Here is a 21,516-nt window from a genome sequence, read left to right as displayed (position 1 = left end):
GAGCGACCATGAAAGCACTGATGATCAGCAGGGACAGCCTGCTGCATGCCGAAGTCGCCGCGCAAGGCTCCGCGCGCGTGCCAGCCGTGCAACTGGTGGCATCGCGCAATGGCCTGCGCGACGCGGTGGAACGCCAGCTGCTGGAACTGCCGGAGCTGGTGATCGTCGACGCCAGCGATGTGACGCCGGACGAGGCGGAGCTGGTCGAACGCCTGAGCAAGCTGTATCCATCCTCGTCCTTCATGCTGCTGACGCGCGAGCCGCAGCAGGACCTGTTGATCCGCGCCATGCGCGCCGGCATACGCGAGGTGCTGCAGCTGCCGCTGGTGCACAGCGCCTTCCACGAGACGATGAGCCGCATCGAGGTGGCGGCCGGCGTCAGCCAGATGCGCGACGGGAAGGTGCTGGCCTTTATCTCCTGCAAGGGCGGCAGCGGCGCGACCTTCTTGTCGACCAACTTCGGCTACGCGCTGGCAGCGCTGGCCGACAAGAAGGTGCTGCTGATCGATTTGCACGGCCAGTTCGGCGACGCCACGCTGTACGTGTCGGACCAGAAGCCGGCGATGACGCTGTCCGACATCTGCGCGCAGATCAGCCGCATGGACGGCTCCTTCCTCGATTCCTGCCTGGTGCACGTGGCGTCGAACTTCGGCGTGCTGGCGGCGGCCGACGATCCCAATCACGCGGTCGACATGAAGCCGGAGCACATGGACACCATCTTGCGCGTGGCGCGCCAGCACTACGACTTCATCGTGCTCGATGTGGGCCGCCAGATCGACGCCATCTCGCTGCGCGCGCTGGACCAGGCCGACACCATCCACCCGGTGCTGCAACTGGCGCTGCCGGACATCCGCGACGGCCGCCGCCTGCTGGACATCTTCCGCTCGCTGGGCTATCCGAGTGAGCGCATTCGCCTGATCGTCAACCGCTACGAGAAGGGCGGCAAGCTGCGCCTGATGGACCTGGAGCAGGCGCTGGGCGCGGAGGTGGTGCACACCGTGCCGAACGACTATCTGTCGGCCACCGACTCGGTCAACCAGGGCATCCCGGTGCTGCAGCTGTCGCGCAGCAGCGCGGTGGCGCGCAGCCTCGCCGAGCTGGTGGAGCAGGTGACGGCGCGCCGGGTGGCGGAGAGCAAAGGCTTGTTCGACCGCCTGTTCGGCCGCAACGACAACGACTAGCAACCTTTAACAACGGCAGCGGAGGATGACATGAGCTTACGCGAACGGCTGGCGGCTTCGGACGACCACCGCCAGGGAAGCAGCGGCCCGCCGGGACTAGCGGCGGCCGCCTACCAGGACCTGAAGAAGAGCATGCACCAGACGATACTCGACCGCATCGACCTGGAACGCCTGAAGCGGCTGACGCCGGAACAGTTCAAGCACGAGCTGGCGCTGCTGGTCCAGCGCATCATCGAGGAGGAGCGCATCGTGCTCAATCAGCACGAGCGGCATAACCTGGTGCTCGATATCCAGCACGAGATGCTGGGCTTCGGGCCGCTGGAACCGCTGCTGGCCGATCCCGGCGTGTCGGACATCCTGGTCAACACCTGCGCCAGGGTCTACGTCGAACGCGCCGGCCGGCTGGAGTTGACCGACGTGACCTTCAACGACAACGCGCATCTGATGAAGATCATCGAGAAGATCGTCTCGCGCGTGGGCCGCCGCGTGGACGAATCCAGTCCGATGGTCGATGCCCGGCTGCCGGACGGCTCGCGCGTGAACGCCATCATTCCGCCGCTGGCGATCGATGGGCCCATCCTGTCGATACGCCGTTTCTCGGTCCATCCGCTGACGGTGCAGAACCTGCTCGACTACCGCAGCCTGACGCCGCCGATGATGGAAGTGCTGAAGGCGCTGGGCCAGGCCAAGGTCAACATCCTGATCTCCGGCGGCACCGGCAGCGGCAAGACCACCATGCTGAACGTGCTGTCCGGCTTTATCCCGCCGACGGAGCGCATCGTCACCATCGAGGACGCGGCCGAGCTGCAAATGCGCCAGCCACATGTGGTGCGGCTGGAGACGCGGCCGCCCAACATCGAAGGCAAGGGCGAGGTCAATCAACGTTCGCTGGTGCGCAACGCGCTGCGCATGCGGCCGGACCGCATCATCCTCGGCGAGGTGCGCGGGCCGGAGGCGCTGGACATGCTGCAGGCGATGAACACCGGCCACGAAGGTTCGCTGGCCACCATCCATTCGAACACCCCGCGCGATGCCTTGTCGCGGTTGGAGAACATGGTCGGCATGACCGGCTTGAACCTGACGCCGCGCGCCACGCGGCAGCAGATCTGCTCGGCCGTGACGGTGGTGATGCAGGTGTCGCGGCTGACCGACGGCACGCGCAAGCTGGTCAGCCTGCAGGAGATCACCGGCATGGAGGGCGAGGTGATCGCCATGCACGAGATCTTCCGCTACGAGCAAAAAGGCGTGGACGCGAACGGCAAGGTGCTGGGCCACTTCTCGGCCACCGGAGTGCGGCCGCGCTTCGCCGACCGCCTGCGCATGTTCGGCGTGCCGGTGGCCGATTCGGTGTTCGACCCCGACAAGATCTACGAGTAGCGGCATGGATGCGATCTTCTCCGCCTTCGCGGTGCTGCTGTTCGCCGCCGTGATCCTGATGATCGAAGGCGCGTGGCTGTGGTGGTCGAGCGCGCACGGCAGCGGTGCGCGGCGCATCGCCAAGCGGCTGCGCCTGATGGCGGCGCGCGGGGAGCGCGGCGGGGAGCGTATCGATATCCTCAAGCAGCGCAGCTATAGCCGCAACCCGGCACTGGAAAAAGTCCTGCGCCGCTTCAAGTACCTGGCTGCGCTGGACCGCCTGCTGTTGCAGGCCGGCGTGCGCTGGTCGGTGGCGCAGTTCATCGGCTGCGTGCTGGCGTTGCTGGCGCCGGCGCTGCTGCTGCCGGCCATGCTGGACTTGCCCGCGCTGGCGGCGGCCGGCATGCTGGCGATGATCCTGTCGCTGCCCTGGGCGCTGTTGATGCGCACGCGGCGCGCACGCCTGGTCAAGCTGGAGGAGCAGCTGCCGGAAGCCGCGGATTTTCTCGGCAGGGCGCTGCGGGCCGGCCATTCCTTCGCCAACGTGATGCAGATGGTGGGCGAGGAAATGCCCGAGCCGATCGCCGGCGAATTCAAGTTCGCCTATGAAGAGATCAACTATGGCGTGCCGATGAACGAAGCCTTGCACAACCTGGCGATGCGTGTACCGCTGACCGATCTGCGTTACCTGGTGATCGCGGTGCTGATACAGCGCGAATCCGGCGGCAACCTGGCCGAAGTCCTGGGTAACATCAGCCGCCTGATACGCGCCCGCCTGCGGCTGCTGGCGCAGGTGCGCGTGATGTCGGCCGAGGGGAGGATGTCGGCGTGGATACTGGGTTTGCTGCCGCTGGGCGTGATGGCGCTGATGATGTTGACCAATCCCGCTTATGTGCGGGTGCTGTGGAGCGATCCCGCCGGCGTGACGCTGAGCTGGTACGCCCTGGCGATGGCGGCGGGCGGCGTGCTGTGGATGCGCAAATTGATACGCATACGGGTTTGAGGAGCGCGGCATGGATATCCGGCAGATAGCTTTCCTCGTTATCGTGTTCGCGGTGGTGGTGGGCATCGCGCTGGTGGCGCTGCTCAGCTTTTCGTCGGTGCCGATACGCGAACGGCTCGGCGATTTTATGGGCAAATCGGAATTGTCGGCGCCGGCCGAAGGCGGCTGGATAGAGAAGGTGGCGCAAGTGGCACAACCGTTTTCGCGGCTGTCGCTGCCGGAGGAAGGGTGGGAGCGCTCGCCGCTGCGCACCCGCTTCATGAACGCGGGCTGGCGCAGCGCGTCGGCGCCGTCGTTGTACTTCGCGGCCAAGACGCTGCTGGCGCTGGGGCTCCCGGCCCTGCTGGCGGGGCTGGGCGCCGCCGCGCTGGAGCACGCGCTCAACCGGGGCTTCATCCACTTGTTGCTGCTGACGGCGGCCATCGGCTACTACCTGCCGAACGTCGTGTTGTCGCGCAGGGCGGCAAGCCGCTGCCGCGAGATCTTCGAGAACTTCCCCGATGCGTTGGATCTGTTGACCGTCTGCGTGGAAGCGGGCCTTAGCCTGGAGCGCGCGATGGCCAAGGTGGCCGGCGAAATCCACATCAAAAGCGTGGCGCTGGCGCAGGAGCTGCAACTGGCGTTGATGGAGATGCGCGCGGGCTTCAGCAAGGAGAAGGCCTTGCGCAACCTGGCCTTGCGCAGCGGCGTCGACGATGTCGATACGCTGGTGGCGATGCTGATACAGTCGGAACGCTTCGGCACCAGCATGGGCGAATCCTTGCGGGTGCACTCGGACAATCTGCGTGCCAAGCGTAGCATGATCGCCGAGGAAGCCGCCGCCAAGATCGCATTGAAGCTGTTGTTCCCGCTGATCTTCTGCATTTTTCCGACGTTGATGCTGGTGCTGATCGGCCCCGCCGGCATACAGATCTATCGCATGCTGCCGACCATGTTGGGAAAATAGGAGGCGATGATGAAACGTACACTGGGCGCCGCGTGCGCCGGCGCTTTGCTGATGGCGTGCAGCGGCATGGTCCCCGCACCGGCCCCGGCGCCCGTGCCGGAGGCCGGCCGGACGGCCATCACCACGCTGGAACAAGCCTGTCTGCTGGAGCCGACCGACGCCTCGCGCTGGGAGCAATTGGGCGCCGCGCTGGAAGCGGCCGGAGAACGCGAACGGGCGACGAAAATGTTCAGGCAAGCGGCGACGCTGCGCGCGCATGACGTGCAGCGCGACTATGCGCTGCTGAAGGAGGGCGCGGCGCAGGCCAGGGCCGTTGCCGATGCCTCGATGCCGCGTACGGAAGTGCGGCAGGTTGGCGCGGCGCTGGTGGAAGTGCTGCGTGTCGCCGCAAGTGTTGAAGCTACGCCTGCGGGGCAGGGCGTCAAGCTGGAAATCAGCAACGGCAACGGCGTTGCCGGCGCCGCCGCGCGGCTGGCACGCACGCTGGACGCGGAAGGCATCAAGACCACGCGCCTGACCAACGTGAAGCCGTTCGTGGTGCCGCTCAGCCGCATCGAGTATCAGCGCGACCAGCAGTTGTTGGCGCAGACTTTGGCGCGGCGACTGGGCCTGCCGCTGCAAGCGCGGAGCGGCAAGCCGGTTTCCACCGACATGCGCATCGTGCTGGGGCGCGACGCCATGCAGGCGCGCTATCTGAAGTAAAAAAAACCGTCCGGGAGGAGTGAGCCTCGCGGACGGTAAAAACACACCCATGTGTTTCCTGCTGCGGACTACCGCATTCTTTACTGCCAGCTGATGCTGCCCATGCCGTGGGCGCTGGCGCTACGATTGGCCGGGTTGCCATATACCTTGGCCGAACCCATACCCGATAACTTCATATTCGCGCTGGTCTTCGCGTACACCGACGCGCTACCCAGGCCGGACATATTGACCTCCACCGCGTCGGCGCGCAGCTGCTCCGCATCGAGGCCGCCGACGCCGCCAAGGCTGGCGTGCAGCTGTTTGGTCTGGCCGGTTATTTCGATGTGACCGGTGCCGCGCAAATTCAGGTCGACGTTGTCGCTGTTGCCGGCGTTGACGGTCATGCTGCCGACGCCACCGAGCTTCACGTCGACGTCGCGGTATTGGGCGTTGACCTTGACCGAGCCGGCGCCGTCCAGCGCCAGGCGCAGCTTGTCGCCGCTAAAGCCGCTCACTTCCGTGGAACCGACGCCGCCCGACACCACCTGGTGCAGATTCGGCAGCGTCAGTTCCGCCCGCAGGTCTTGCTTCTTTCCGAAGCCGAAGCTGAAGCCGCGGGACTTGATGGTGCCGATGTGCAGGGTATCGCCCGTCTGCTCCACCGTCACTTTTTTCAGCGCGTCAGCCTCTCCGTAAAGAGTCAGCGACGCGACTGGACCTTGCTTGACCTTGAGGCTGATGACGCCATCAAGATCGATGTTGACGGCGCGCGCATCGACGCTGCGGTTTTCGCTGATCACATCGGCGGCCAGCGCGGCGCTGGCGCCGCTGCTCAGTACCGTGGCCAGCATCGCAGCCTTCAGATATTTTTTCATCATGCGCTCCGTCGTTCAGCGTGAATTAGTGGTCGATTACAGTGCGGCTTTTTCAGCGGCGGTCAGGCGCTTGGCGCTGACGGTCACCACTTGCATTTTCGCAGTGTCGGCCTTGGCGACGACTGCTGCCACTGGGGTGGCGGCGTGCGTTGCCGGTACGGCGGCGGTGGCGAACGAGGTAGCGCTGGCGACGACGATTGCGGCTACGAAGATGGCTTCCATGTTTTTAGCGATGTTCATTTTGAGCTCCTTGGGTGGTTGGTTGCACTGCGTTTTGTCTTGCGTTGAGTGAACTATAGACAAGGGGCACCTGTACATCCACCGGGATGTGACGAACTGCAAAAACGGAGGGGCAGAATGCGGATTAACGGTGTAAAACCGCGCCGCACAGCAGGTCCTGGTTGCTGGCGTAGAGCTGCGACAGCCAGGCGGCGACGGTTTTGAAGCGGGCGATGGAGCCGGCGTCGCGGTGGCTGAGCAGCCAGATATCGCGCTGCACCTCGACGCCGCCGCCGATGCGCACCAGCCCTTCCTGCTGTCCCATGATGCAGGGCAGGAGCGCCATGCCGACGCCGGCGCGACAGGCGCGCACCATCGTGCTCAGGCTGTTCACCTTCAGCACGATGCGCGGCTGCGGTTCCATCTGCGCCAGCCAGCGCATCTCGCCGGTGCCGGCCATTGTGTCGGCGTAGGCGATCCACGGCTGGGTGCCCCAGCAGGCGCGCGGCGTGTCGGCGAAGCGGGCGTGGCCGTAGACGGCGAAGCCCAGGTCGCCCAGCTTGCGCATCACCAGCGCCGCGTCCTCGCCCGGCTTGCCCAGGCGCAGGGCGAAATCGACCTCGCGGCGGGTGAAGGACAGGTTCTGGTTTTCCGCCTGCAGCGTCAGTTGCAGCTGAGGGTGCAGCGCGTGCAGGGCGGGAACGTGTTCCAGCAGCCAGTAGTCGAACAGGAAATCGATGGAGGTGAGGTTGACCGGACCGGCGGTGGCGTCGGCCTCCTGCGACGAGGCCTGCAACATGCTCTGGACGTTGCCGTACACCGCCTCGCCGTGCTGGACGAAGACCTGGCCGGCGTCGGCCAGCTGGTAGCCGGTGTTATCGCGGATGAACAGGCGCAGCTTCAGGGCTTTTTCGGCGGCGGCGATGCGGCGGCTGATGGTCGAGGCGTCCACGCCCAGCTGGCGGCCGGTGGCGCTCATGTTGCCGCTGCGGGCCAGCGTCAGGATCAGCGGGATGTCGTTCCAGTCGAAATCGGTATTTGAGGGCATGGAGGGTGTCGGTTCGTGGTGGGCGCCTGCATTTTTGCAAAGTGGCCTTGCAGGGCTGTCTGTTCCGCAAATGCCTTGGCAGGCCTAAGATTCATCCCATCGCAAGGCCAAACTTGCCAGGAACATTAGCACAACACCTGATATCCACACATCGACTAAAAGGAAGAAGATCATGAACCACGTTATTCAACACACCAGCACCATCACCACCCGCGACGGCGTCGAGATCTACTACAAGGACTGGGGTCCACGCACCGGCCAGCCGGTAGTGTTGAGCCACGGCTGGCCGCTGAATGCCGACAGCTGGGAATCGGCGGCCTTCCATCTGGCCAACAACGGCTTCCGAGTCATCACCCACGACCGCCGCGGCCACGGCCGTTCCAGCCAGCCCTGGGACGGCAACGACATGGACCACTACGCCGACGACCTGGCCCAGCTGATCGAAGCGCTGGACCTGAAGAACATTATCCTGGCCGGCTTCTCCACCGGCGGCGGCGAGGTGGCGCGCTACGTCGGCCGCCACGGCACCAAGCGCGTCGCCAAGCTGGGCCTGATCTCGGCGGTGCCGCCGCTGATGCTGAAGACCGATACCAATCCGGGCGGCCTGCCGATGGAAGTGTTCGACGGCCTGCGCGCCGCCTCGGTCGCCAACCGTGCGCAGCTGTATCTGGACATCGCGTCGGGTCCGTTCTACGGCTACAACCGTCCGGGCGCCAAGCCTTCGCAGGGCATCATCCAGGCCTGGTATGCGCAGGGCATGCAGGCCGGCCACAAGAATACCTATGACTCGATCAAGGCCTTCTCGGAAACCGACTTCCGCGACGATTTGAAGAAATTCGACAAACCGACGCTGGTCATCCACGGTGATGACGACCAGATCGTCCCGATAGCCGCCGCCGGCAAAGCCTCGGCCGCCATCGTCAAGGATGCCAAGCTGATCGTCTACGCCGGCGCGCCGCACGGCCTGACCGATACCCACAAGGACCAGTTCAACGCCGATTTCCTGGCGTTCGCGAAGTCCTGATGTAGCGGGCCGCCTGCGGGCGGCCCAAAATAATGCGCTAAAATAGCTTGCTATTAAATAGCGCACAATATATATTGTGCGCATGGACAGCAAAAACCGTCCGGTCAGAATACGCAAACATAGTTCGCTACTAAATCGTTATCTACTTAAAATGGAGTCCGTCATGAACAACAATACCCAAGACCAAGCAGTGAATCCATCCCGTCGTTCCGCCCTGTTCGGTGGCGTCGGCGCCGCCGTGGCCGCAGTTGCCGTTCCCCTGGCCGCGTTTGCCGGCGCTAGTGCCGAGGCCGCGCCGCTTGTGCATCCCGTCGGTAAAACGGCCAGCACCATCACCACCCGCGACGGCGTCGAGATCTACTACAAGGACTGGGGTCCACGCACCGGCCAGCCGGTAGTGTTGAGCCACGGCTGGCCGCTGAACGCCGACAGCTGGGAATCGGCGGCCTTCCACCTGGCCAACAACGGCTTCCGCGTCATCACCCACGACCGCCGCGGCCACGGCCGCTCCAGCCAGCCCTGGGACGGCAACGACATGGATCACTACGCCGACGACCTGGCCCAGCTGATCGAAACGCTGGACCTGAAGAACATCATCCTGGCCGGCTTCTCCACCGGTGGCGGCGAAGTGGCTCGCTACGTGGGCCGCCACGGCACCAAACGCATCGCCAAGCTGGGCCTGATCTCGGCGGTGCCACCGCTGATGTTGAAAACCGCCACCAATCCGGGTGGCCTGCCAATGGAAGTGTTCGACGGCATCCGCGCCGGCTCGGTGGCCAATCGTGCGCAGCTGTATCTGGATATCGCCTCGGGTCCGTTCTATGGTTACAACCGTCCGGGCGCCAAGCCTTCGCAGGGCATCATCCAGGCCTGGTATGCGCAAGGCATGCAGGCTGGTCACAAAAATACCTATGACTCGATCAAGGCCTTCTCGGAAACCGACTTCCGCGACGACTTGAAAAAGTTCGACAAGCCTACGCTGATCATCCACGGTGATGACGACCAGATCGTCCCGATCGACGCCGCCGGCAAGGCCTCGGCCGCCATCGTCAAGCATGCCAAGCTGATTGTGTATCCTGGCGCGCCGCACGGTCTGACCGACACCCACAAGGAAAAATTCAACGCCGACTTCCTGGCGTTCGCCCAGTCCTAAAACGAAGAAAGGGCCCCGCAGGGCCCTTTCTTTACAGGCTAGCGCTTAGAAGCAGCAGGCCAGCATCTTGACGCAGCACTCCAGGCCGCCGCAGCAATCCATGGAGCTGGCGTAGGCGCCGGCGGACGCCAGCAGGACGGCGGTAACGGCGGATGCTTTAATGATGATCGATTTCATGGTGTTTCCTTATAAAAGTAAAAGTGGTGTATTTGATCTGAAACACTTTTACCGTCAGTCGGGAGGGCACCATATTTTGGTCGGCGGGGTAGGCAGCATCGTCGCAGCCGGGCATTGCGCCGCCACGCTGGCGGGCTGCGCGGCCGGTAGCGCGATATCGCCCAGGGCCGCCGGCATCGCCGACGGCAGGCAATCGGCCGCTGCGCACTGGGTGACCGGGCAATCGGCGCTCTTGCAGCAGGCATGCGTTGGCGCGGCTGCCAGCAGGGAGCTGTACAGCACAAAAATCAGGGCGACAAGGAGGGCCAGGGCGTTACGCATCCGGCTATTGTAGCAAGCGGGCTGGCTACGAGGTTAGGATGGGCTTAAGTCGGACCGCAGGATGGCGTACTATATTCAAATTATGAAAAAGTTCCTGACGGCACTGGCGATGCTGAGCCTGGGCGTGCTTCATGGCGCGGCGCGGGGCGAGGTCGTCAACGTCTATACCAGCGCCCGCGTCGCGCCCTTGATGATAGGCGACGGCAGCGGCATCTATCCCGATCTGGTGGATTACCTGAACCGCAAAAAACTCGGCCAGCTGAGTTTTAAGTTGATCTATCTGCCGCGCAAGCGCTTGCAGCTGCAAGTGGAGCGGGACGAGTTGGACGGCATTGTTATCGGCATGATGCCGCATTGGTTCAACGACGTCGCCCAGAAAAAATACCTGTGGACGGTGCCGTTCGACATCGACCGTTATGTGATCGTGTTGCCTGCGGGGCCGGTCTTTAATGTGTCCAAGCCGGGCGCGTTGAGCGGCCACTCGGTCGGCATGGTGCTCGGCTACAGCTATCCCGATCTGGATGCGTGGATACGACAGCAGGGGCTGGTCCGCAGCGACGCCATCAGCGACGACAACAATCTGGAGAAACTGCGGTTCGGACGGGTGGACAGCGTGACCGCCGCCGAATCGGTCGTGCGCTACTACCTGAAGGTGCACGCGCTGGAGGCGGACAAATTTCAGCTGCACGAGCTGCCGTCGCGCACCACCGAGCGGCGCTTTCTGGTGCCGCACGCCAAAAGGGCGATCTATGACAAGATCGCCCCGGTGATCCGGCAGCTCAAGGATGATCCGGCGTGGCAGCGGCTGGCGGCCAAGTACGAATAGCTGAGGGTGTCAGGTCAGGTATGCGCGGATTTTGAATTGATCGGCTATCAGACGTACGTTTTGCGGCTCGACGGTTACGAGACCTACCTTTTCCGGCGCGTTACTTATCCTTTTCCGTTGACCCAGACTTCGCGGCGTAGTTGGCCATTGGCGCGCTTGGTGGAAATTTTATAAACCGTATTGATGATTTTTTTGTCAGCCATGGTTGAGCCATGCTATAGCTGAAACAGCAGGTGCGATCTGGGGCTGCGCAAGTGTAGCGGCGGTTGATGCCCCCTAGCCGAACTGCGCATTGGCAATAATCGATGCCGATTTACCAATAAGGGTTACGCAGTTATGCTATGCTTCGATAGTTGAAAAAATTCAAACAATCTTAACTACGCACACTACGATGCGGCCCAGTCTGGTGCGACGGCTTCGCCTTGCTTGGATAGGTATATACGGAAAGAAAAACAGTGAAGAATAAATTGATTGTCAGTTTGCTGGCGGGCGCAGTTGCCGCTACTTCGGCCCAGGCAGCGGGTTACGTCGAAATTAAAGGAGCTCACGAAGACTTCTTTTACGATAGTGACTTCTGGGCTGGCAGTGTTGTTTCGGTAACCGGCGATGTGATCTCGTTCTCGTCGATTCCTGGTTTCGATGTCAGCGCCACTGCTGCGACCCGGGGAACGTCGACGGTCACTAATTCGATATCGGACCAACCGGTGTCCGGAAACGCATTTGTGGCGGTCGCGCATGCTGGCTATACATTGAGCAGCGCTGTGCAGCCTGGAGTATTTGGTAATTACATCTTGCCTACAACTGGCGGCAATTCGTTGGTTGACAGCTTTACCTTCGTTAGCCAAGGGGATTATTTCCAAGGCGCATACTATAAAAGCACAGATTTGAGCAGTATTTTTACGACGTCGACGATGTACTCCAACGGGGTCGCGCCTCAGGCTGGTGGCCTTACCCAGAACGCGATTGCGCCCCCATTCTTCAACGTGCCGGTTGGGCAATATACTACGCTCGGTATCAATGTGTTTTTGGACGCGACCGCCATCCAGGCAGGTAACCGTACCGGCACTACCGTCACAGAACTGACATCCGCAAGCTACGCCTTCAACGCTGTCGCAGTGCCGGAGCCGGGTACCTACGCCATGTTGCTGGCCGGTCTGGGACTGATGGGACTCATGGTTCGCCGCCGCAAGGCTTAAGCGCAATCAAGTTGGCCGATGGTCTCCGGGCTGGTCAGCTGGCCCTGCATGAACGCCTGTATCTCAGTGCCCAAGCAGCATCTTCGCGACAGGCAACCATGCGGGCCACAGATACAGGCTGACATGCGTGATCTGCCAGCCGAAACTCCAGACCAGACCCGCCACGTAGGCCGGGTGCAGGCGGCCTCGGGTCAGCAGATCGTATGCTCCAAGCCCGAGCGCGAGTACGTCGTTCGTGAGATGCAGGATCAGAAAAGTCGCCCAAAAACTCTGCCCCCAGTGGCCGAACTGAATGGCCCCGCCTACCGTACCGCCCAGCCAGCGTGAGAAGCCCGCCGTACTCAGTTGCAAGATCGCGAGCAGCATCAAACGTTTGTGCGCCGCCGTCCGCTTGCGATAAACGATGGCCGCCACGCTCAGGCCGACGAAGCCGATCAAATCGCCCATCTGAACGCTGAAAAACGCGGGATCGCTGCGCGGCGTGCCGAAATTGAGGTTTTGTATCGTGTAGGCCGTCAATGTTCCGACGATGGCCATCAGGCCTATACCGAACCCCATCGCCATGCCCAGCCGCCGGTGCAGGGCCGGTTTCCCGGTACGAATGAGCAGAATCTGCGCCGTGAACCCGACCAGCCATGTGACGAACACTGCGGAGTGCACGTGCAGGATCATTGGATAGGGCGGCTCATGGTTCTGGATATGGCGCCCGATCTCGCCGCCGAAACCGAGGATCATGCCGATCCAGATCAGCGTAATGTAGATAAGGAAGAGTGCGCCATCGGCCGGGTGACTGGGCGCGAATTCGCCGCGCGATAATGGCGGACTGGGTTGTGCGTAAGTCAACATATGCCAGGCCAAGTCAGAAAAATACAATCTTACCAACTGTGAGACGTGCTGTCGGTTATGAAATCCGCAATTCACTTCATACAATTTATCAACATGCCCATAACGAGCTCTGTTGCTGGCTTTGCTCGCGCATCCTGTCCGGGTTTGGCCTGGGCCGCAGGTAAGTGTTCGATCAGACTGGGGACATCTGTTCCAAGGCGTGCGCTGCGGCGAGAATGCCACCGAGAATTCGGTCGGCGACCTTTTCCGAGAACCCGGTTGGCAGCTCCGTGCGGACCTTGTTTACAATTGCAGGCGTGCGGGCAATGAAATCCTGGATGAGAGGTTCGGCGTTGTCGCCGTACCCGACCTTCTTCGCCGTGCTGTTGAAGTGGCGTCGCATGATGCTGTGTGCCAGGTAGTGCCGGGTCTTCCCGAGTAGTGCCATAGCCATCTTGATGTCATGATCTGCCCACTGGTTCGGCCCATGGCCGATGGCAGGGTAGGCCGACATCACGTCATAGACAGGCGTCATCTTGAAGCGCTGCTCCCCGGCGAGCAGTTGGATGCTGAAGTTCTTGGCGTGACCATCCGGCGCACGCAGCATCCAGAACAGAAGCTGAGTGGCCATGAGTGTGTGCATGTCCGTATCGGCCTGCTGCGACTGTTGCAGCAGGGTGAATATCTGCTGCAGGCCCGGGCCGCCCTGGTTTTCGTATTTCATCAGCGGCGAGGTCCCCGTAGCCTGACAAAAATCCTCCTGAACCAGCCGGAACAGCTGCTTCCCGTCGCGCGACAGTGCCCTGTCGAAGCGCTCGACGATGAGCACCCGTTGTGAGCCGAATGTCGCAATCTGCGCATTCGCCGTTGGCAACCCGTATTCTTTGAACAGTCGCAGGCATAGCCACTCGTTGTCGACCGATGTGGAGAAGTTCGCCTTTCTCCCACCAACCAGCCCGATGGGGAGCTTGAAGATGTGCGTCGTCGGCGTCGTGCCCCGCGGCTTTAGCCATTTTCCGTCCCACCACAGGAACGCATCCTTCTCTTGCGCGCCGGCCAGCGAAATCCTGAAATCGTCATCGGGGTCCGGCATGGCGCCGTAATGGCCCGGATTAACCGCGTCCAGCAGGTGCCGCTCAATGGCCTCATCATCAACCACTATGCCATCGACCTGGCCCCGTCCTTCCGGTTCGACACCCTCGGGCAGAAGCTGCAAAGCACCAGCGCAATCCCGACCAACGGCCGCGAGAAGGTCAAATGCATCGGTGGACCCAGTCTTGAACCGGACTGCAAGGCGTTTGCGTATGGTGTCGCTGTCCGGCAGCAGTCCATCGAAGTAGTGGGAGACACGGTCTCCCTTTAGCGGTTCATTATGAAGATTGAACGGCAGCGATAGTGAGATTGGGCGCCCACGTGTGGAGTTGCGCCAGGCTGCGTCGTATTGCAGTTCGGAGTCTCCTGAGGCTTTGACCGTCCAACGTCCGACGTAATCCCCGTTGGCCCAGAGGTGCAGTGTTTGGCGATGCGCGCGACGGCCCATGATTACCACTCAGCGGAGCTGCTCGGCCCGCCCCCGATTCGCTCTCCGAGCCGCAGCTCCAGCCCGATTACTGAGCACCAGCTAAGCAACTGCTTGACGCTGATTTCATCCGGATGTTGTTCCAAGTGCGAAATGCGATTCTGGCTCAAGCCTAGCCGATGCGCCACGTCGGTCTGCGTGAGCTTGCGCCGCTTACGCGTAGACAAGAGCAACTGACCTAGCTGTGGCGTGGTGATGAGAAGCAGGGATGCAGGGGCAGTTGACATGGAGAGTATCCGTTATTCAGATAAGTTAAATTTAGCTGAATTTCAGATAAAGTCAATATATCCGAATATCAGATATATATGATTTATCCGTCAGACGGATATCTCCAATTTCCAAACGACAAAGGGCTACAGGCAAATGCGCTGTAACCCTTTGAATTTATTGGTGCCGACTGCCGGTTTCGAACTGGCCACCTGATGATTACAAATTCTTTCGCGCCATTAACACTAGGGCACATTGTATAACGAAATCAGGTACTTATGGAACTTGACCTAACACTGCTGCCTTCGTGATCTAACAGTAGCGTTGACACTACGTTGACAGGCAAATTGACCTCTAACGAAATTCTTGCCGGAAAGCTACGCTAACCGCTGGACAAAACTTACGCAACCCAGCACACTCACCAGCCAAGATATGACGGTCAACTCAAGGTAAGCCGCTGTAGCATAATTGTTCAATAGGGAACTGTGAACGGTACAAAAAATCTAGGCCAGAAAGCGAAAGACCTCCTTGCGGAGGTCCTTACACTCTTTACGTTGAGGCGCCCTTACGGGTAGTGCCGACCAACGCTTCACGAACAAATATACGGCAAAAATCACTCTCTGTCAAACGAACTCCATGCGCCCACTTCTCCCTTTGGCCTTTGAACAATCTATCTCGAAGCCTCGACTTGACAGTTACAAGAGCTACTTCCGCACCACCAGCGTGGAGGAATCAATTGGCCTGTACATGTGGAACATTGAACTGTCGGCGTGCTTCAACGCACTGCTTTCCAATTTTGAAATAGTTCTACGCAACAATATTCACCGCGCTATGTCCACTCAGTACTGCGGCGGCTCGGCAAGCGGCCACTGGTACGACCTTAGCATCAAGGCACAGCTCAAACCCGAAACCTTGAAGAAGGTCGATGACGTCCGCTATACCGGTCACGGTCGCAAACGAGCATTGCGCAGGCCAGCACCGAATCCAGACGAGATCGTATCCCGCGTCTCGTTCGGCTTTTGGCCAAGCATCCTGAAAGCCATTCCTCAAGCGCACGCACACTTAGTCTTTCCGGCCATCTTCCCGAATCACGTGCTCTCAGCAACTCCCGCTGACTGGGGTGACGCCACCAAACGTAAAAGCGCGCTCGCGTTCATATATGAACTAAACGAATTTCGCAATCGCCTAGCCCATCACGAGCCGTTATGGAAATTTGGTTCTATCTACGACACCTCAGTTCGCCCGCCAGCCCTATTGATGCGAGCGTCCAACAACCACATCGATAGCTTCGCTCGTTTCCAGCGCCTCATCGGCTTCCTGGATGGCGCAATTTTCTCTATGAACCAAGGTCTCCATTCTGACCTTGTCCAGTCTAGCTGGCGAACTAGGCTCAATTTCTTGCTTACGAATGGCGGCTTGGCGCGATACCGAACTGGACGGTATTGTCCTGCTGATCAGTTGCTCACGCCAACAGAGTTTCGACGCAAATTTGCATTTGTTGTTAAGGAAAATCAGCCCGTCCGCATTGGTCGTTCTCAAGGCCGTGGACTCTTCATTCCTGACTAAGTCGAGGTGGATATGCCGCCAACCGGCTGGCATCGTTGCTGGCCGGGATGACCGGCCAAACGCTGTTGCCGTGTGGCATCATGTCAGATATTGTGCTGCCAGATCGACCAGATACAAACCCCTCTGGCGAAAAATTAGTCAAATTGAGTAACCGACTTTGGCCTAGCAAATCGGCGCGTGCGGTAAAGGTTCCACGAAAACTCAACAAGAACTCAACAAAAAATCCACAAAAACTCTACAAAAGATGCCGAACAGCGTTCAGCTTATTAGCCATTTTGAGCGGTAACGTTCATTTTCCTGGCATAGCTACAGTGCGCGGGCCTGTTAGGACGGTTACTCAATTTGAGTGAGCGCCCAGTCAAGTTCTGGCGTAACTGGGTGGGTGACTCTCCGTTGACATGTCTTCTAGCGACGACCTCTGTTTCGTTCCATCTGCACCTCGGCTTGAGCTTCGATGCCACCAACAACACTTTCGATAGGAACCAAAAAGGAATTTATTTCCGACGACAGCGCAAAATAACTTTGCACGGCCGAGTACTTCTGAGCACTTACCAGCTTTCGTGTTCTTCGCCTCCATGCCTCAACCGGCACATTTCGGAACCTTGGCTGCCAGGATTCACGCATCTTTTTTGCTTTCGTTGAGATGTGTGATTGGTACTCACTTGAACGCGGCTCTATTTCAAGAGGTACATCGGCGAACAACTCAGTCCACCACTGTGCCTCCACCAACTCGCGCTCCATGTCATGGTCTGATGGACGATTTCTAACGATTACGTCAATCAACGTCTCCACTTGTTCTATTAACTCCTCGAGGTGAGAGGTAAGCGACCGTTGCAACGTCTTCGACAGCGGCGGCCTCGATGCATTCAACGACTCTGAGATAGATGCCTCAATCCCGAACTGATATGCAATTGAACTGTTGAGCCTCATCGCTTCTGGTATATGGAAGGCGTAACGTTTAGGAATTGGAAGTCGGGGGTTTATCGATCTTGTGTCTGACTTAAACCTGCCAAAGATACCGCATGCGACTTCATGGTAATGCCATGCCAAGGCAGGAAGTATTTCATCGTGGATTAAACCAGAGTGATAGGCCTCTCCTCGAATGTCATGGCATTTGACAATGAAAGTGTACTCAGCTTCGCTTATCTCACCTTCAGCCTTGAGAAACTTAAGCTTCGGGTCGAAGAAACGCCCCAGCACTCTATGCTGCTCAACCCGCCCATATTTTTTTTGTGGCTTCTGGTCGCTCCATGCGGGAGTGTGGCGACGAAATATTCGCTCACATCTTCGGTGAATCATTAGCTCAACTATGTTGTCGGTGAGAATTAATGCGAGTCGAGCGCCCACTACCGAGCCCTCGTGCAGCTCTTGAGCAGCGCGATCAAGTTGTTCAACGCACGGTACCAAATACCTCATGATTGCGGACTCTCCAAGCATCGACCTTGATGGATAGAAACTCTTTACCTCTGTGGCACAATAAATTTCTGAATAGCAATAGCGCCGACAGCTGCACCAAGGGTGTATTGAATATACCCGGTAGGTCCAATACGCATATGGACCCAAAGTGGCGGTTCATACGCAGAGTAGGCGTTAGTCAAATTGAGTAACCTGCTTGTGAATTAGTCATTTTGAGCAAAACGAGAGCTTTTTTGGCCATATTGGTTACTTAAAGGCTCCATCTTGTCCTTGGTTACTCAAATTGACTAATAATTTGACGGTTACTCCGCCTACTCGTCGTCGTGTTCCCCATTAGCGTCATCCGGTCGCCACGGATTCACTTTGGCGGGCTTTGCAGTGAGACGATCTTCGTAGCTTCTGCCGATTAGCCGCGGCGCGTTGATTTCAACCTCGCGTTGCCAGGCTAGGTCGTTAGCTGTTTCCCAATCGCGGTTCCATTCCTTGTCGCCTGTGTAGGCGTCATGCGACAGCTTGTCTTGCATTTTGATGCAGTGCTCAAAGTAGTCGCTACCTGCTCTGATTTCCCTGCCTTCATATTCCGGCCAAGTGACCGATTTTTGTTGATTTTTAGGAAATGTGTGTCCGTACTCTACGTCAGCAATACCGGAAATTAGCCAAAGTGCATATTTCGGCCATAAGCGCGCCGCTGCCTCTAGCATTTTCCCGCTAGGCGGTGCTTCCTCCTTATCCCACCAGGTCTGCCAGGTGTTGCGAGAGATTCCTGTCTTCTTCTGTAGCCACCCAAACCTGCCCGCCTCGTCGGTTTCCTGCAGGACAACCGCTTTTAGCCTGATGTGAATGGGTACAACCCCGAACGTAACTTTTTTCATGGCAGTTCTGCTTGACTATAAGAAACACTGCCGATACTATGCTGTTTATGACGTAATTACGTCATAAATTTAAGTTTTACGGCAGTTATTGAATTTTTGCGGCGCTTGGTTTGGGCCGGTCGTTGGTTTTGCCGATTATGAATCGTCAGGCGGTGGTTGTCACTGCCGGTAGAGGGGCCAAAGGGTCGAATTGTCTTCTCACTCGGCGCATGGTCCGCCTCTCGAATGTGATTGATGTGTTGATATGGGAATCGATAGTTCTATGGAGCAAGTATCTGTGCCAGTGGCAAATGCAGGCTCGTTGTCAAACGGGGCCGGTCTTATGACGCTTGAAAAATTCGCGGAAGTAGTTGGCCTTCCTCCTGGCGTCGTCCTTGGACACCTCAATCGCGGGATCATCCCATCAGTAACGCTCGGCCGCCGTCGCTTGGTTAACGTTGTCGCGCTTCAACGCGAACTGAGTCGTAAGGAGTTCGCGCTGTGAGGCCCGTCCGTACTTCTCTCTTGAGCAAAATCCGAAAGCAGGAAGAGAAAGCGTATGCGGATGCGTCCGGTGGTGTTGGTCACGCACGTCACGTCAAGTCGCAAATCTATGGCGTGGGGAAATCCTGCGCCGGCGACGGCGAACGTACCGCCAGCGCGCCAGCGCTGCCGGAACGGATCGCCGAAGGCGGCCGTGCGCGGGGGTTAGTGCCGCATTCGGCGCAGGTAAGCGCATCTCCTGATACCCCCATTAATAACATGGGGGAAAACTTAGCGGACGCCGATGTTGCTGACGGTGCGGACATCTGGGCGAGCATTTCCGAAGAAGAACTGGGCGAAGTGTCGTTGATGATGACGGACTCCGGCAAGATCAAGACAGTCATGGTCCGCAGGCCGTCAGAGACTCAAGCCTGCATCATCGACTGGATCAATTTCACTGTGTTGGAAGACACGTTCTTCAAGACCGCTCGTCAGACCCTGGTTGCCGACGATCAGATCATCGAAGAAGCGAGTCGTCAGTTTGAAAAAATCTTCGGCTTCGGCATCACCGAAAAGCGTGACCGAGGTATGAATTTTTACCGTGAGTCTTGGGTGCTTGGCGATGGTATGGGGTTCGTGTGCTTTGGCGGACAACGCGCAACCATGCTTGTCACCTTATCGGGTCAAGGATGTCAGAACGCTGTCGCGGGCTGGGAAAAGCGGCTGTTTCAGTTCTTGACCAAGGTGGCGATGCGGCCCTCGATTTCTCGTATCGACTTGGCCCACGACGACATCGAAGGTGCTTACCTGTCCGTGGACTGGGCCTACGATCAATACGCTCTCGGCGGCTATACGCAGAAGGCTGGCGGTCGGCCACCAAATATCGAACGTATCGGCAATTGGACCAGACCTACTGGCAAGGGAAGGACATTGACTATCGGCTTGCGGAGCTCCAGTAAGTTCTGCCGCTTCTACGAGAAGGGCCGTAAGGAGGGCGACAAATCCAGTTCATGGTGCCGCTGCGAAGTCGAATTCAAAAACACAAACACGATCATTCAGTTTGACGTGCTTCTGAACCCAACAGATTTTTTCGCTGCCGCCTACCCGTGCTTCTCACATTTCGTTCAGGTCGAAACGCCGCAACGCATGGAAGTGAAAGTCAAGACAGCGCAGATCACCGTTGATGCTTGCATTGAAGTGACCAAGCATCAGTTCGGCAAGTACATCCGTGTCTTCCGCGAGCTGTGGGGTGACAAGAAAGCCCTTGATCTGATTTGCAATGAGGCAGACGACTACTGGCCGAAGCGCATGAAGCCGCTTACAAGCGATGCCACGTCTGGCCCTACGCCTGTGCACAAGCAAGCCCCTGTGCCTATTCCGTCGTTCATGCAGTTTATTACCACCGTCCCATGTTTCGGCCTCAATGGGGAAAACGGTTTTGCGTAGGCCGTTCAAATCAGGAACTAAAAAATGAAATTCACTTCGACGATCAAAGTCACCGGCATGAAGTTCTCCAAAGGGACCATGGACAACGGTCAGGCATTCGACAGCACTAAGGTATTTGTCGAGACCGAACTGGACAGCAGCAAGGACACGGCGATGGGTACTGCCTGCGCCGAGTATGGCTTGGGCAAGGCCGAGGAGTACCAGAAATACAAACACCTGGCCGACTCGTTCCCATTCATGGCGATCGCCGAGATGGAGATCGTGACGAACGGCAAGACGCAAAAAACCGTCATCCACTCGCTGCGGCCTGTGGAAGCTGCGAAGCCAGCTGCCTCGGGTGGCAAACATGCAGGCGCATAAGGCCGAGTTCAAATTCATCGTTCAAGACAAAGAGTCGGCGTTGTTTCTGATGCCGGTGGAAGGCGATGTTGGGTTCACGCCTTGGGCGCATGAAGCCGGACGCTTCGATGGGATTGCAGAGGCCACCGATACAGCAACGCTGAATTGTCACGAAGGGTTTTTCGTGACGCAGGTTGTGTGTACTGGCACAAGCGAGTAGTACAGGCCCGGCTGTATCCGGGTTCCTTAATCTGTAAAAACTGAAATGAATATTGGTTCTGTGGTCAACATCTTGAGCTGCCAAGCCCGTACTGACGGTGGGCCGGCAGTTGCTCCATGTGGAATGGATGCGAACGGCGTGAGTTTTCAGCCGCTGGTCGTCCAGGCCTACGTGATCGATGCCGCCAACGCTTCCAAAATTGACGCGATCGCGGAACCCTTCGATTACGCGCAAGCCACTGGTCTTTTTGGCTTCGCATTCAGCATCGTATTACTGGCATGGCTCGCAAGCCATTTCAGCGGCACGATCCTCGGCTTAATCCGCCGGGGCTAACCTCAACTTCCTAGAAAGGGAATTGCAACATGAAAAACAAAATCGCTCTGGCCATCGCGGCCCTGTCCGTCGCTGCAACCTCGCAGGCTGCGCCGCTGGACCTGACCGGCGTTACCGGTGCCTTCTCTGCTTCCGATGTGGTCACGCCCGTGATTGCCATCGCTGGCACGTTGGCTGCCGTCTACGTCGCCATGAAGGCTGCTCGCATCGTCCTGGGCATGCTGCGCGGTCGCTAAGACCTCGCC

Annotated in this window: 25 protein-coding genes; 15 read left to right on the top strand and 10 right to left on the bottom strand. The window is 59.0% G+C overall.

Annotation, left to right across the window (positions count from 1 at the left end; all coding sequences use genetic code 11):
• Positions 1-8: 8 nt before the first annotated feature.
• The 5 genes from ACEN9O_RS07790 to ACEN9O_RS07770 are packed head-to-tail and all read left to right on the top strand — an operon-like array spanning position 9 to position 5,188.
• A complete protein-coding gene (locus ACEN9O_RS07790; protein ID WP_495617008.1) occupies positions 9-1,181 on the top strand; it encodes a CpaE/TadZ family protein in 1,173 nt (390 codons plus the stop codon).
• A gap of 30 nt (positions 1,182-1,211) precedes the next feature.
• The gene (locus ACEN9O_RS07785) at positions 1,212-2,558 is read left to right on the top strand and encodes a TadA family conjugal transfer-associated ATPase (RefSeq protein ID WP_495617007.1); all 1,347 of its coding nucleotides are present in this window, start codon (positions 1,212-1,214) and stop codon (positions 2,556-2,558) included.
• Positions 2,559-2,562: 4 nt separating this feature from the next.
• The gene (locus ACEN9O_RS07780; protein WP_495617006.1) at positions 2,563-3,540 is read left to right on the top strand and encodes a type II secretion system F family protein; all 978 of its coding nucleotides are present in this window, start codon (positions 2,563-2,565) and stop codon (positions 3,538-3,540) included.
• Positions 3,541-3,550: 10 nt separating this feature from the next.
• On the top strand, positions 3,551-4,486 hold the full coding sequence (locus ACEN9O_RS07775) for a type II secretion system F family protein (RefSeq protein WP_495617005.1): 936 nt from the start codon (positions 3,551-3,553) through the stop codon (positions 4,484-4,486).
• A 6-nt stretch (positions 4,487-4,492) separates the two neighbouring features.
• Entirely contained in the window at positions 4,493-5,188 is a 696-nt protein-coding gene (locus tag ACEN9O_RS07770) for a LytR C-terminal domain-containing protein (RefSeq protein ID WP_495617004.1), read from the top strand.
• Positions 5,189-5,268: 80 nt separating this feature from the next.
• Here the strand turns inward: ACEN9O_RS07770 and ACEN9O_RS07765 are convergent, their stop codons facing one another.
• The 3 genes from ACEN9O_RS07765 to ACEN9O_RS07755 form a co-directional block, all read right to left on the bottom strand.
• Entirely contained in the window at positions 5,269-6,045 is a 777-nt protein-coding gene (locus ACEN9O_RS07765) for a GIN domain-containing protein (protein ID WP_495617003.1), read from the bottom strand.
• 33 nt (positions 6,046-6,078) lie between these two features.
• Positions 6,079-6,282 (bottom strand): hypothetical protein, encoded by a 204-nt coding sequence (locus tag ACEN9O_RS07760; RefSeq protein ID WP_495617002.1) that lies wholly within the window; start codon positions 6,280-6,282, stop codon positions 6,079-6,081.
• 124 nt (positions 6,283-6,406) lie between these two features.
• Complete coding sequence (locus ACEN9O_RS07755) at positions 6,407-7,309, bottom strand: LysR family transcriptional regulator (RefSeq protein WP_495617001.1); 903 nt, start codon at positions 7,307-7,309, stop codon at positions 6,407-6,409.
• 172 nt (positions 7,310-7,481) lie between these two features.
• Here ACEN9O_RS07755 and ACEN9O_RS07750 point away from each other — a divergent pair, with 172 nt between their 5' ends.
• A complete protein-coding gene (locus ACEN9O_RS07750) occupies positions 7,482-8,333 on the top strand; it encodes an alpha/beta fold hydrolase (RefSeq protein ID WP_495617000.1) in 852 nt (283 codons plus the stop codon).
• Between the two features lie 163 nt (positions 8,334-8,496).
• The gene (locus ACEN9O_RS07745) at positions 8,497-9,486 is read left to right on the top strand and encodes an alpha/beta fold hydrolase (protein WP_495616999.1); all 990 of its coding nucleotides are present in this window, start codon (positions 8,497-8,499) and stop codon (positions 9,484-9,486) included.
• A gap of 45 nt (positions 9,487-9,531) precedes the next feature.
• On the opposite strand, the gene ACEN9O_RS07740 is transcribed toward ACEN9O_RS07745, so the two are convergent.
• Together ACEN9O_RS07740 and ACEN9O_RS07735 are read right to left on the bottom strand one after the other, a co-directional pair.
• Positions 9,532-9,663 (bottom strand): hypothetical protein, encoded by a 132-nt coding sequence (locus tag ACEN9O_RS07740; protein ID WP_495616998.1) that lies wholly within the window; start codon positions 9,661-9,663, stop codon positions 9,532-9,534.
• A gap of 54 nt (positions 9,664-9,717) precedes the next feature.
• Entirely contained in the window at positions 9,718-9,984 is a 267-nt protein-coding gene (locus tag ACEN9O_RS07735; protein ID WP_495616997.1) for a hypothetical protein, read from the bottom strand.
• Between the two features lie 82 nt (positions 9,985-10,066).
• Between ACEN9O_RS07735 and ACEN9O_RS07730 the strand changes: the two genes are divergently transcribed.
• The gene (locus ACEN9O_RS07730) at positions 10,067-10,810 is read left to right on the top strand and encodes a substrate-binding periplasmic protein (RefSeq protein ID WP_495616996.1); all 744 of its coding nucleotides are present in this window, start codon (positions 10,067-10,069) and stop codon (positions 10,808-10,810) included.
• Positions 10,811-11,265: 455 nt separating this feature from the next.
• A complete protein-coding gene (locus ACEN9O_RS07725; protein WP_495616995.1) occupies positions 11,266-12,006 on the top strand; it encodes a PEP-CTERM sorting domain-containing protein in 741 nt (246 codons plus the stop codon).
• Positions 12,007-12,069: 63 nt separating this feature from the next.
• Here the strand turns inward: ACEN9O_RS07725 and ACEN9O_RS07720 are convergent, their stop codons facing one another.
• The 3 genes from ACEN9O_RS07720 to ACEN9O_RS07710 all read right to left on the bottom strand — a co-directional run bounded on the left by ACEN9O_RS07720 (position 12,070) and on the right by ACEN9O_RS07710 (position 14,637).
• Positions 12,070-12,852 (bottom strand): hypothetical protein, encoded by a 783-nt coding sequence (locus ACEN9O_RS07720; RefSeq protein ID WP_495616994.1) that lies wholly within the window; start codon positions 12,850-12,852, stop codon positions 12,070-12,072.
• Between the two features lie 172 nt (positions 12,853-13,024).
• Positions 13,025-14,371: a type II toxin-antitoxin system HipA family toxin gene (locus ACEN9O_RS07715; RefSeq protein ID WP_495616993.1), complete on the bottom strand. Its 1,347-nt coding sequence runs from the start codon at positions 14,369-14,371 to the stop codon at positions 13,025-13,027.
• A gap of 2 nt (positions 14,372-14,373) precedes the next feature.
• Entirely contained in the window at positions 14,374-14,637 is a 264-nt protein-coding gene (locus ACEN9O_RS07710) for a helix-turn-helix domain-containing protein (protein WP_495616992.1), read from the bottom strand.
• A 616-nt stretch (positions 14,638-15,253) separates the two neighbouring features.
• Here ACEN9O_RS07710 and ACEN9O_RS07705 point away from each other — a divergent pair.
• The gene (locus tag ACEN9O_RS07705; protein WP_495616991.1) at positions 15,254-16,183 is read left to right on the top strand and encodes an Abi family protein; all 930 of its coding nucleotides are present in this window, start codon (positions 15,254-15,256) and stop codon (positions 16,181-16,183) included.
• Positions 16,184-16,588: 405 nt separating this feature from the next.
• Here ACEN9O_RS07705 and ACEN9O_RS07700 read toward each other — a convergent pair whose 3' ends face one another.
• Positions 16,589-17,599: a hypothetical protein gene (locus ACEN9O_RS07700; protein ID WP_495616990.1), complete on the bottom strand. Its 1,011-nt coding sequence runs from the start codon at positions 17,597-17,599 to the stop codon at positions 16,589-16,591.
• A gap of 311 nt (positions 17,600-17,910) precedes the next feature.
• Positions 17,911-18,471, bottom strand: coding sequence for a hypothetical protein (locus ACEN9O_RS07695; protein WP_495616989.1), 561 nt, complete (start codon positions 18,469-18,471; stop codon positions 17,911-17,913).
• A gap of 504 nt (positions 18,472-18,975) precedes the next feature.
• On the opposite strand from ACEN9O_RS07695, the gene ACEN9O_RS07690 reads away from it, so the two are divergent.
• Genes ACEN9O_RS07690 through ACEN9O_RS07670 form a run of 5 tightly spaced genes read left to right on the top strand, consistent with a single transcriptional unit; the run spans position 18,976 to position 21,507 of the window.
• Complete coding sequence (locus tag ACEN9O_RS07690) at positions 18,976-20,379, top strand: replication initiation factor domain-containing protein (RefSeq protein ID WP_495616988.1); 1,404 nt, start codon at positions 18,976-18,978, stop codon at positions 20,377-20,379.
• Positions 20,380-20,403: 24 nt separating this feature from the next.
• A complete protein-coding gene (locus tag ACEN9O_RS07685) occupies positions 20,404-20,739 on the top strand; it encodes a hypothetical protein (protein WP_495616987.1) in 336 nt (111 codons plus the stop codon).
• Positions 20,726-20,938, top strand: coding sequence for a hypothetical protein (locus ACEN9O_RS07680; protein WP_495616986.1), 213 nt, complete (start codon positions 20,726-20,728; stop codon positions 20,936-20,938). Before ACEN9O_RS07685 ends, ACEN9O_RS07680 begins: the two co-directional genes overlap by 14 nt.
• Before the next feature lie 45 nt (positions 20,939-20,983).
• Positions 20,984-21,271 (top strand): hypothetical protein, encoded by a 288-nt coding sequence (locus ACEN9O_RS07675; RefSeq protein ID WP_495616985.1) that lies wholly within the window; start codon positions 20,984-20,986, stop codon positions 21,269-21,271.
• A gap of 29 nt (positions 21,272-21,300) precedes the next feature.
• The gene (locus tag ACEN9O_RS07670; protein ID WP_495616984.1) at positions 21,301-21,507 is read left to right on the top strand and encodes a hypothetical protein; all 207 of its coding nucleotides are present in this window, start codon (positions 21,301-21,303) and stop codon (positions 21,505-21,507) included.
• Positions 21,508-21,516 lie beyond the last annotated feature (9 nt).

Source organism: Duganella sp. Dugasp78, assembly GCF_059491455.1.
This window is presented reverse-complemented; position numbering and strand designations above follow the sequence as displayed.

Coding starts and splice junctions, on each gene's coding strand:
- ACEN9O_RS07670 (WP_495616984.1), top strand. CDS start 21,301: ATGAAAAACAAAATCGCTCTGGCCATCGCGGCCCTGTCCGTCGCTGCA.
- ACEN9O_RS07765 (WP_495617003.1), bottom strand. CDS start 6,045: ATGATGAAAAAATATCTGAAGGCTGCGATGCTGGCCACGGTACTGAGC.
- ACEN9O_RS07675 (WP_495616985.1), top strand. CDS start 20,984: ATGAATATTGGTTCTGTGGTCAACATCTTGAGCTGCCAAGCCCGTACT.
- ACEN9O_RS07705 (WP_495616991.1), top strand. CDS start 15,254: ATGCGCCCACTTCTCCCTTTGGCCTTTGAACAATCTATCTCGAAGCCT.
- ACEN9O_RS07735 (WP_495616997.1), bottom strand. CDS start 9,984: ATGCGTAACGCCCTGGCCCTCCTTGTCGCCCTGATTTTTGTGCTGTAC.
- ACEN9O_RS07780 (WP_495617006.1), top strand. CDS start 2,563: ATGGATGCGATCTTCTCCGCCTTCGCGGTGCTGCTGTTCGCCGCCGTG.
- ACEN9O_RS07790 (WP_495617008.1), top strand. CDS start 9: ATGAAAGCACTGATGATCAGCAGGGACAGCCTGCTGCATGCCGAAGTC.
- ACEN9O_RS07785 (WP_495617007.1), top strand. CDS start 1,212: ATGAGCTTACGCGAACGGCTGGCGGCTTCGGACGACCACCGCCAGGGA.
- ACEN9O_RS07775 (WP_495617005.1), top strand. CDS start 3,551: ATGGATATCCGGCAGATAGCTTTCCTCGTTATCGTGTTCGCGGTGGTG.
- ACEN9O_RS07760 (WP_495617002.1), bottom strand. CDS start 6,282: ATGAACATCGCTAAAAACATGGAAGCCATCTTCGTAGCCGCAATCGTC.
- ACEN9O_RS07730 (WP_495616996.1), top strand. CDS start 10,067: ATGAAAAAGTTCCTGACGGCACTGGCGATGCTGAGCCTGGGCGTGCTT.
- ACEN9O_RS07750 (WP_495617000.1), top strand. CDS start 7,482: ATGAACCACGTTATTCAACACACCAGCACCATCACCACCCGCGACGGC.
- ACEN9O_RS07680 (WP_495616986.1), top strand. CDS start 20,726: ATGCAGGCGCATAAGGCCGAGTTCAAATTCATCGTTCAAGACAAAGAG.
- ACEN9O_RS07695 (WP_495616989.1), bottom strand. CDS start 18,471: ATGAAAAAAGTTACGTTCGGGGTTGTACCCATTCACATCAGGCTAAAA.
- ACEN9O_RS07770 (WP_495617004.1), top strand. CDS start 4,493: ATGATGAAACGTACACTGGGCGCCGCGTGCGCCGGCGCTTTGCTGATG.
- ACEN9O_RS07740 (WP_495616998.1), bottom strand. CDS start 9,663: ATGAAATCGATCATCATTAAAGCATCCGCCGTTACCGCCGTCCTGCTG.
- ACEN9O_RS07755 (WP_495617001.1), bottom strand. CDS start 7,309: ATGCCCTCAAATACCGATTTCGACTGGAACGACATCCCGCTGATCCTG.
- ACEN9O_RS07715 (WP_495616993.1), bottom strand. CDS start 14,371: ATGGGCCGTCGCGCGCATCGCCAAACACTGCACCTCTGGGCCAACGGG.
- ACEN9O_RS07710 (WP_495616992.1), bottom strand. CDS start 14,637: ATGTCAACTGCCCCTGCATCCCTGCTTCTCATCACCACGCCACAGCTA.
- ACEN9O_RS07745 (WP_495616999.1), top strand. CDS start 8,497: ATGAACAACAATACCCAAGACCAAGCAGTGAATCCATCCCGTCGTTCC.
- ACEN9O_RS07700 (WP_495616990.1), bottom strand. CDS start 17,599: ATGAGGTATTTGGTACCGTGCGTTGAACAACTTGATCGCGCTGCTCAA.
- ACEN9O_RS07720 (WP_495616994.1), bottom strand. CDS start 12,852: ATGTTGACTTACGCACAACCCAGTCCGCCATTATCGCGCGGCGAATTC.
- ACEN9O_RS07685 (WP_495616987.1), top strand. CDS start 20,404: ATGAAATTCACTTCGACGATCAAAGTCACCGGCATGAAGTTCTCCAAA.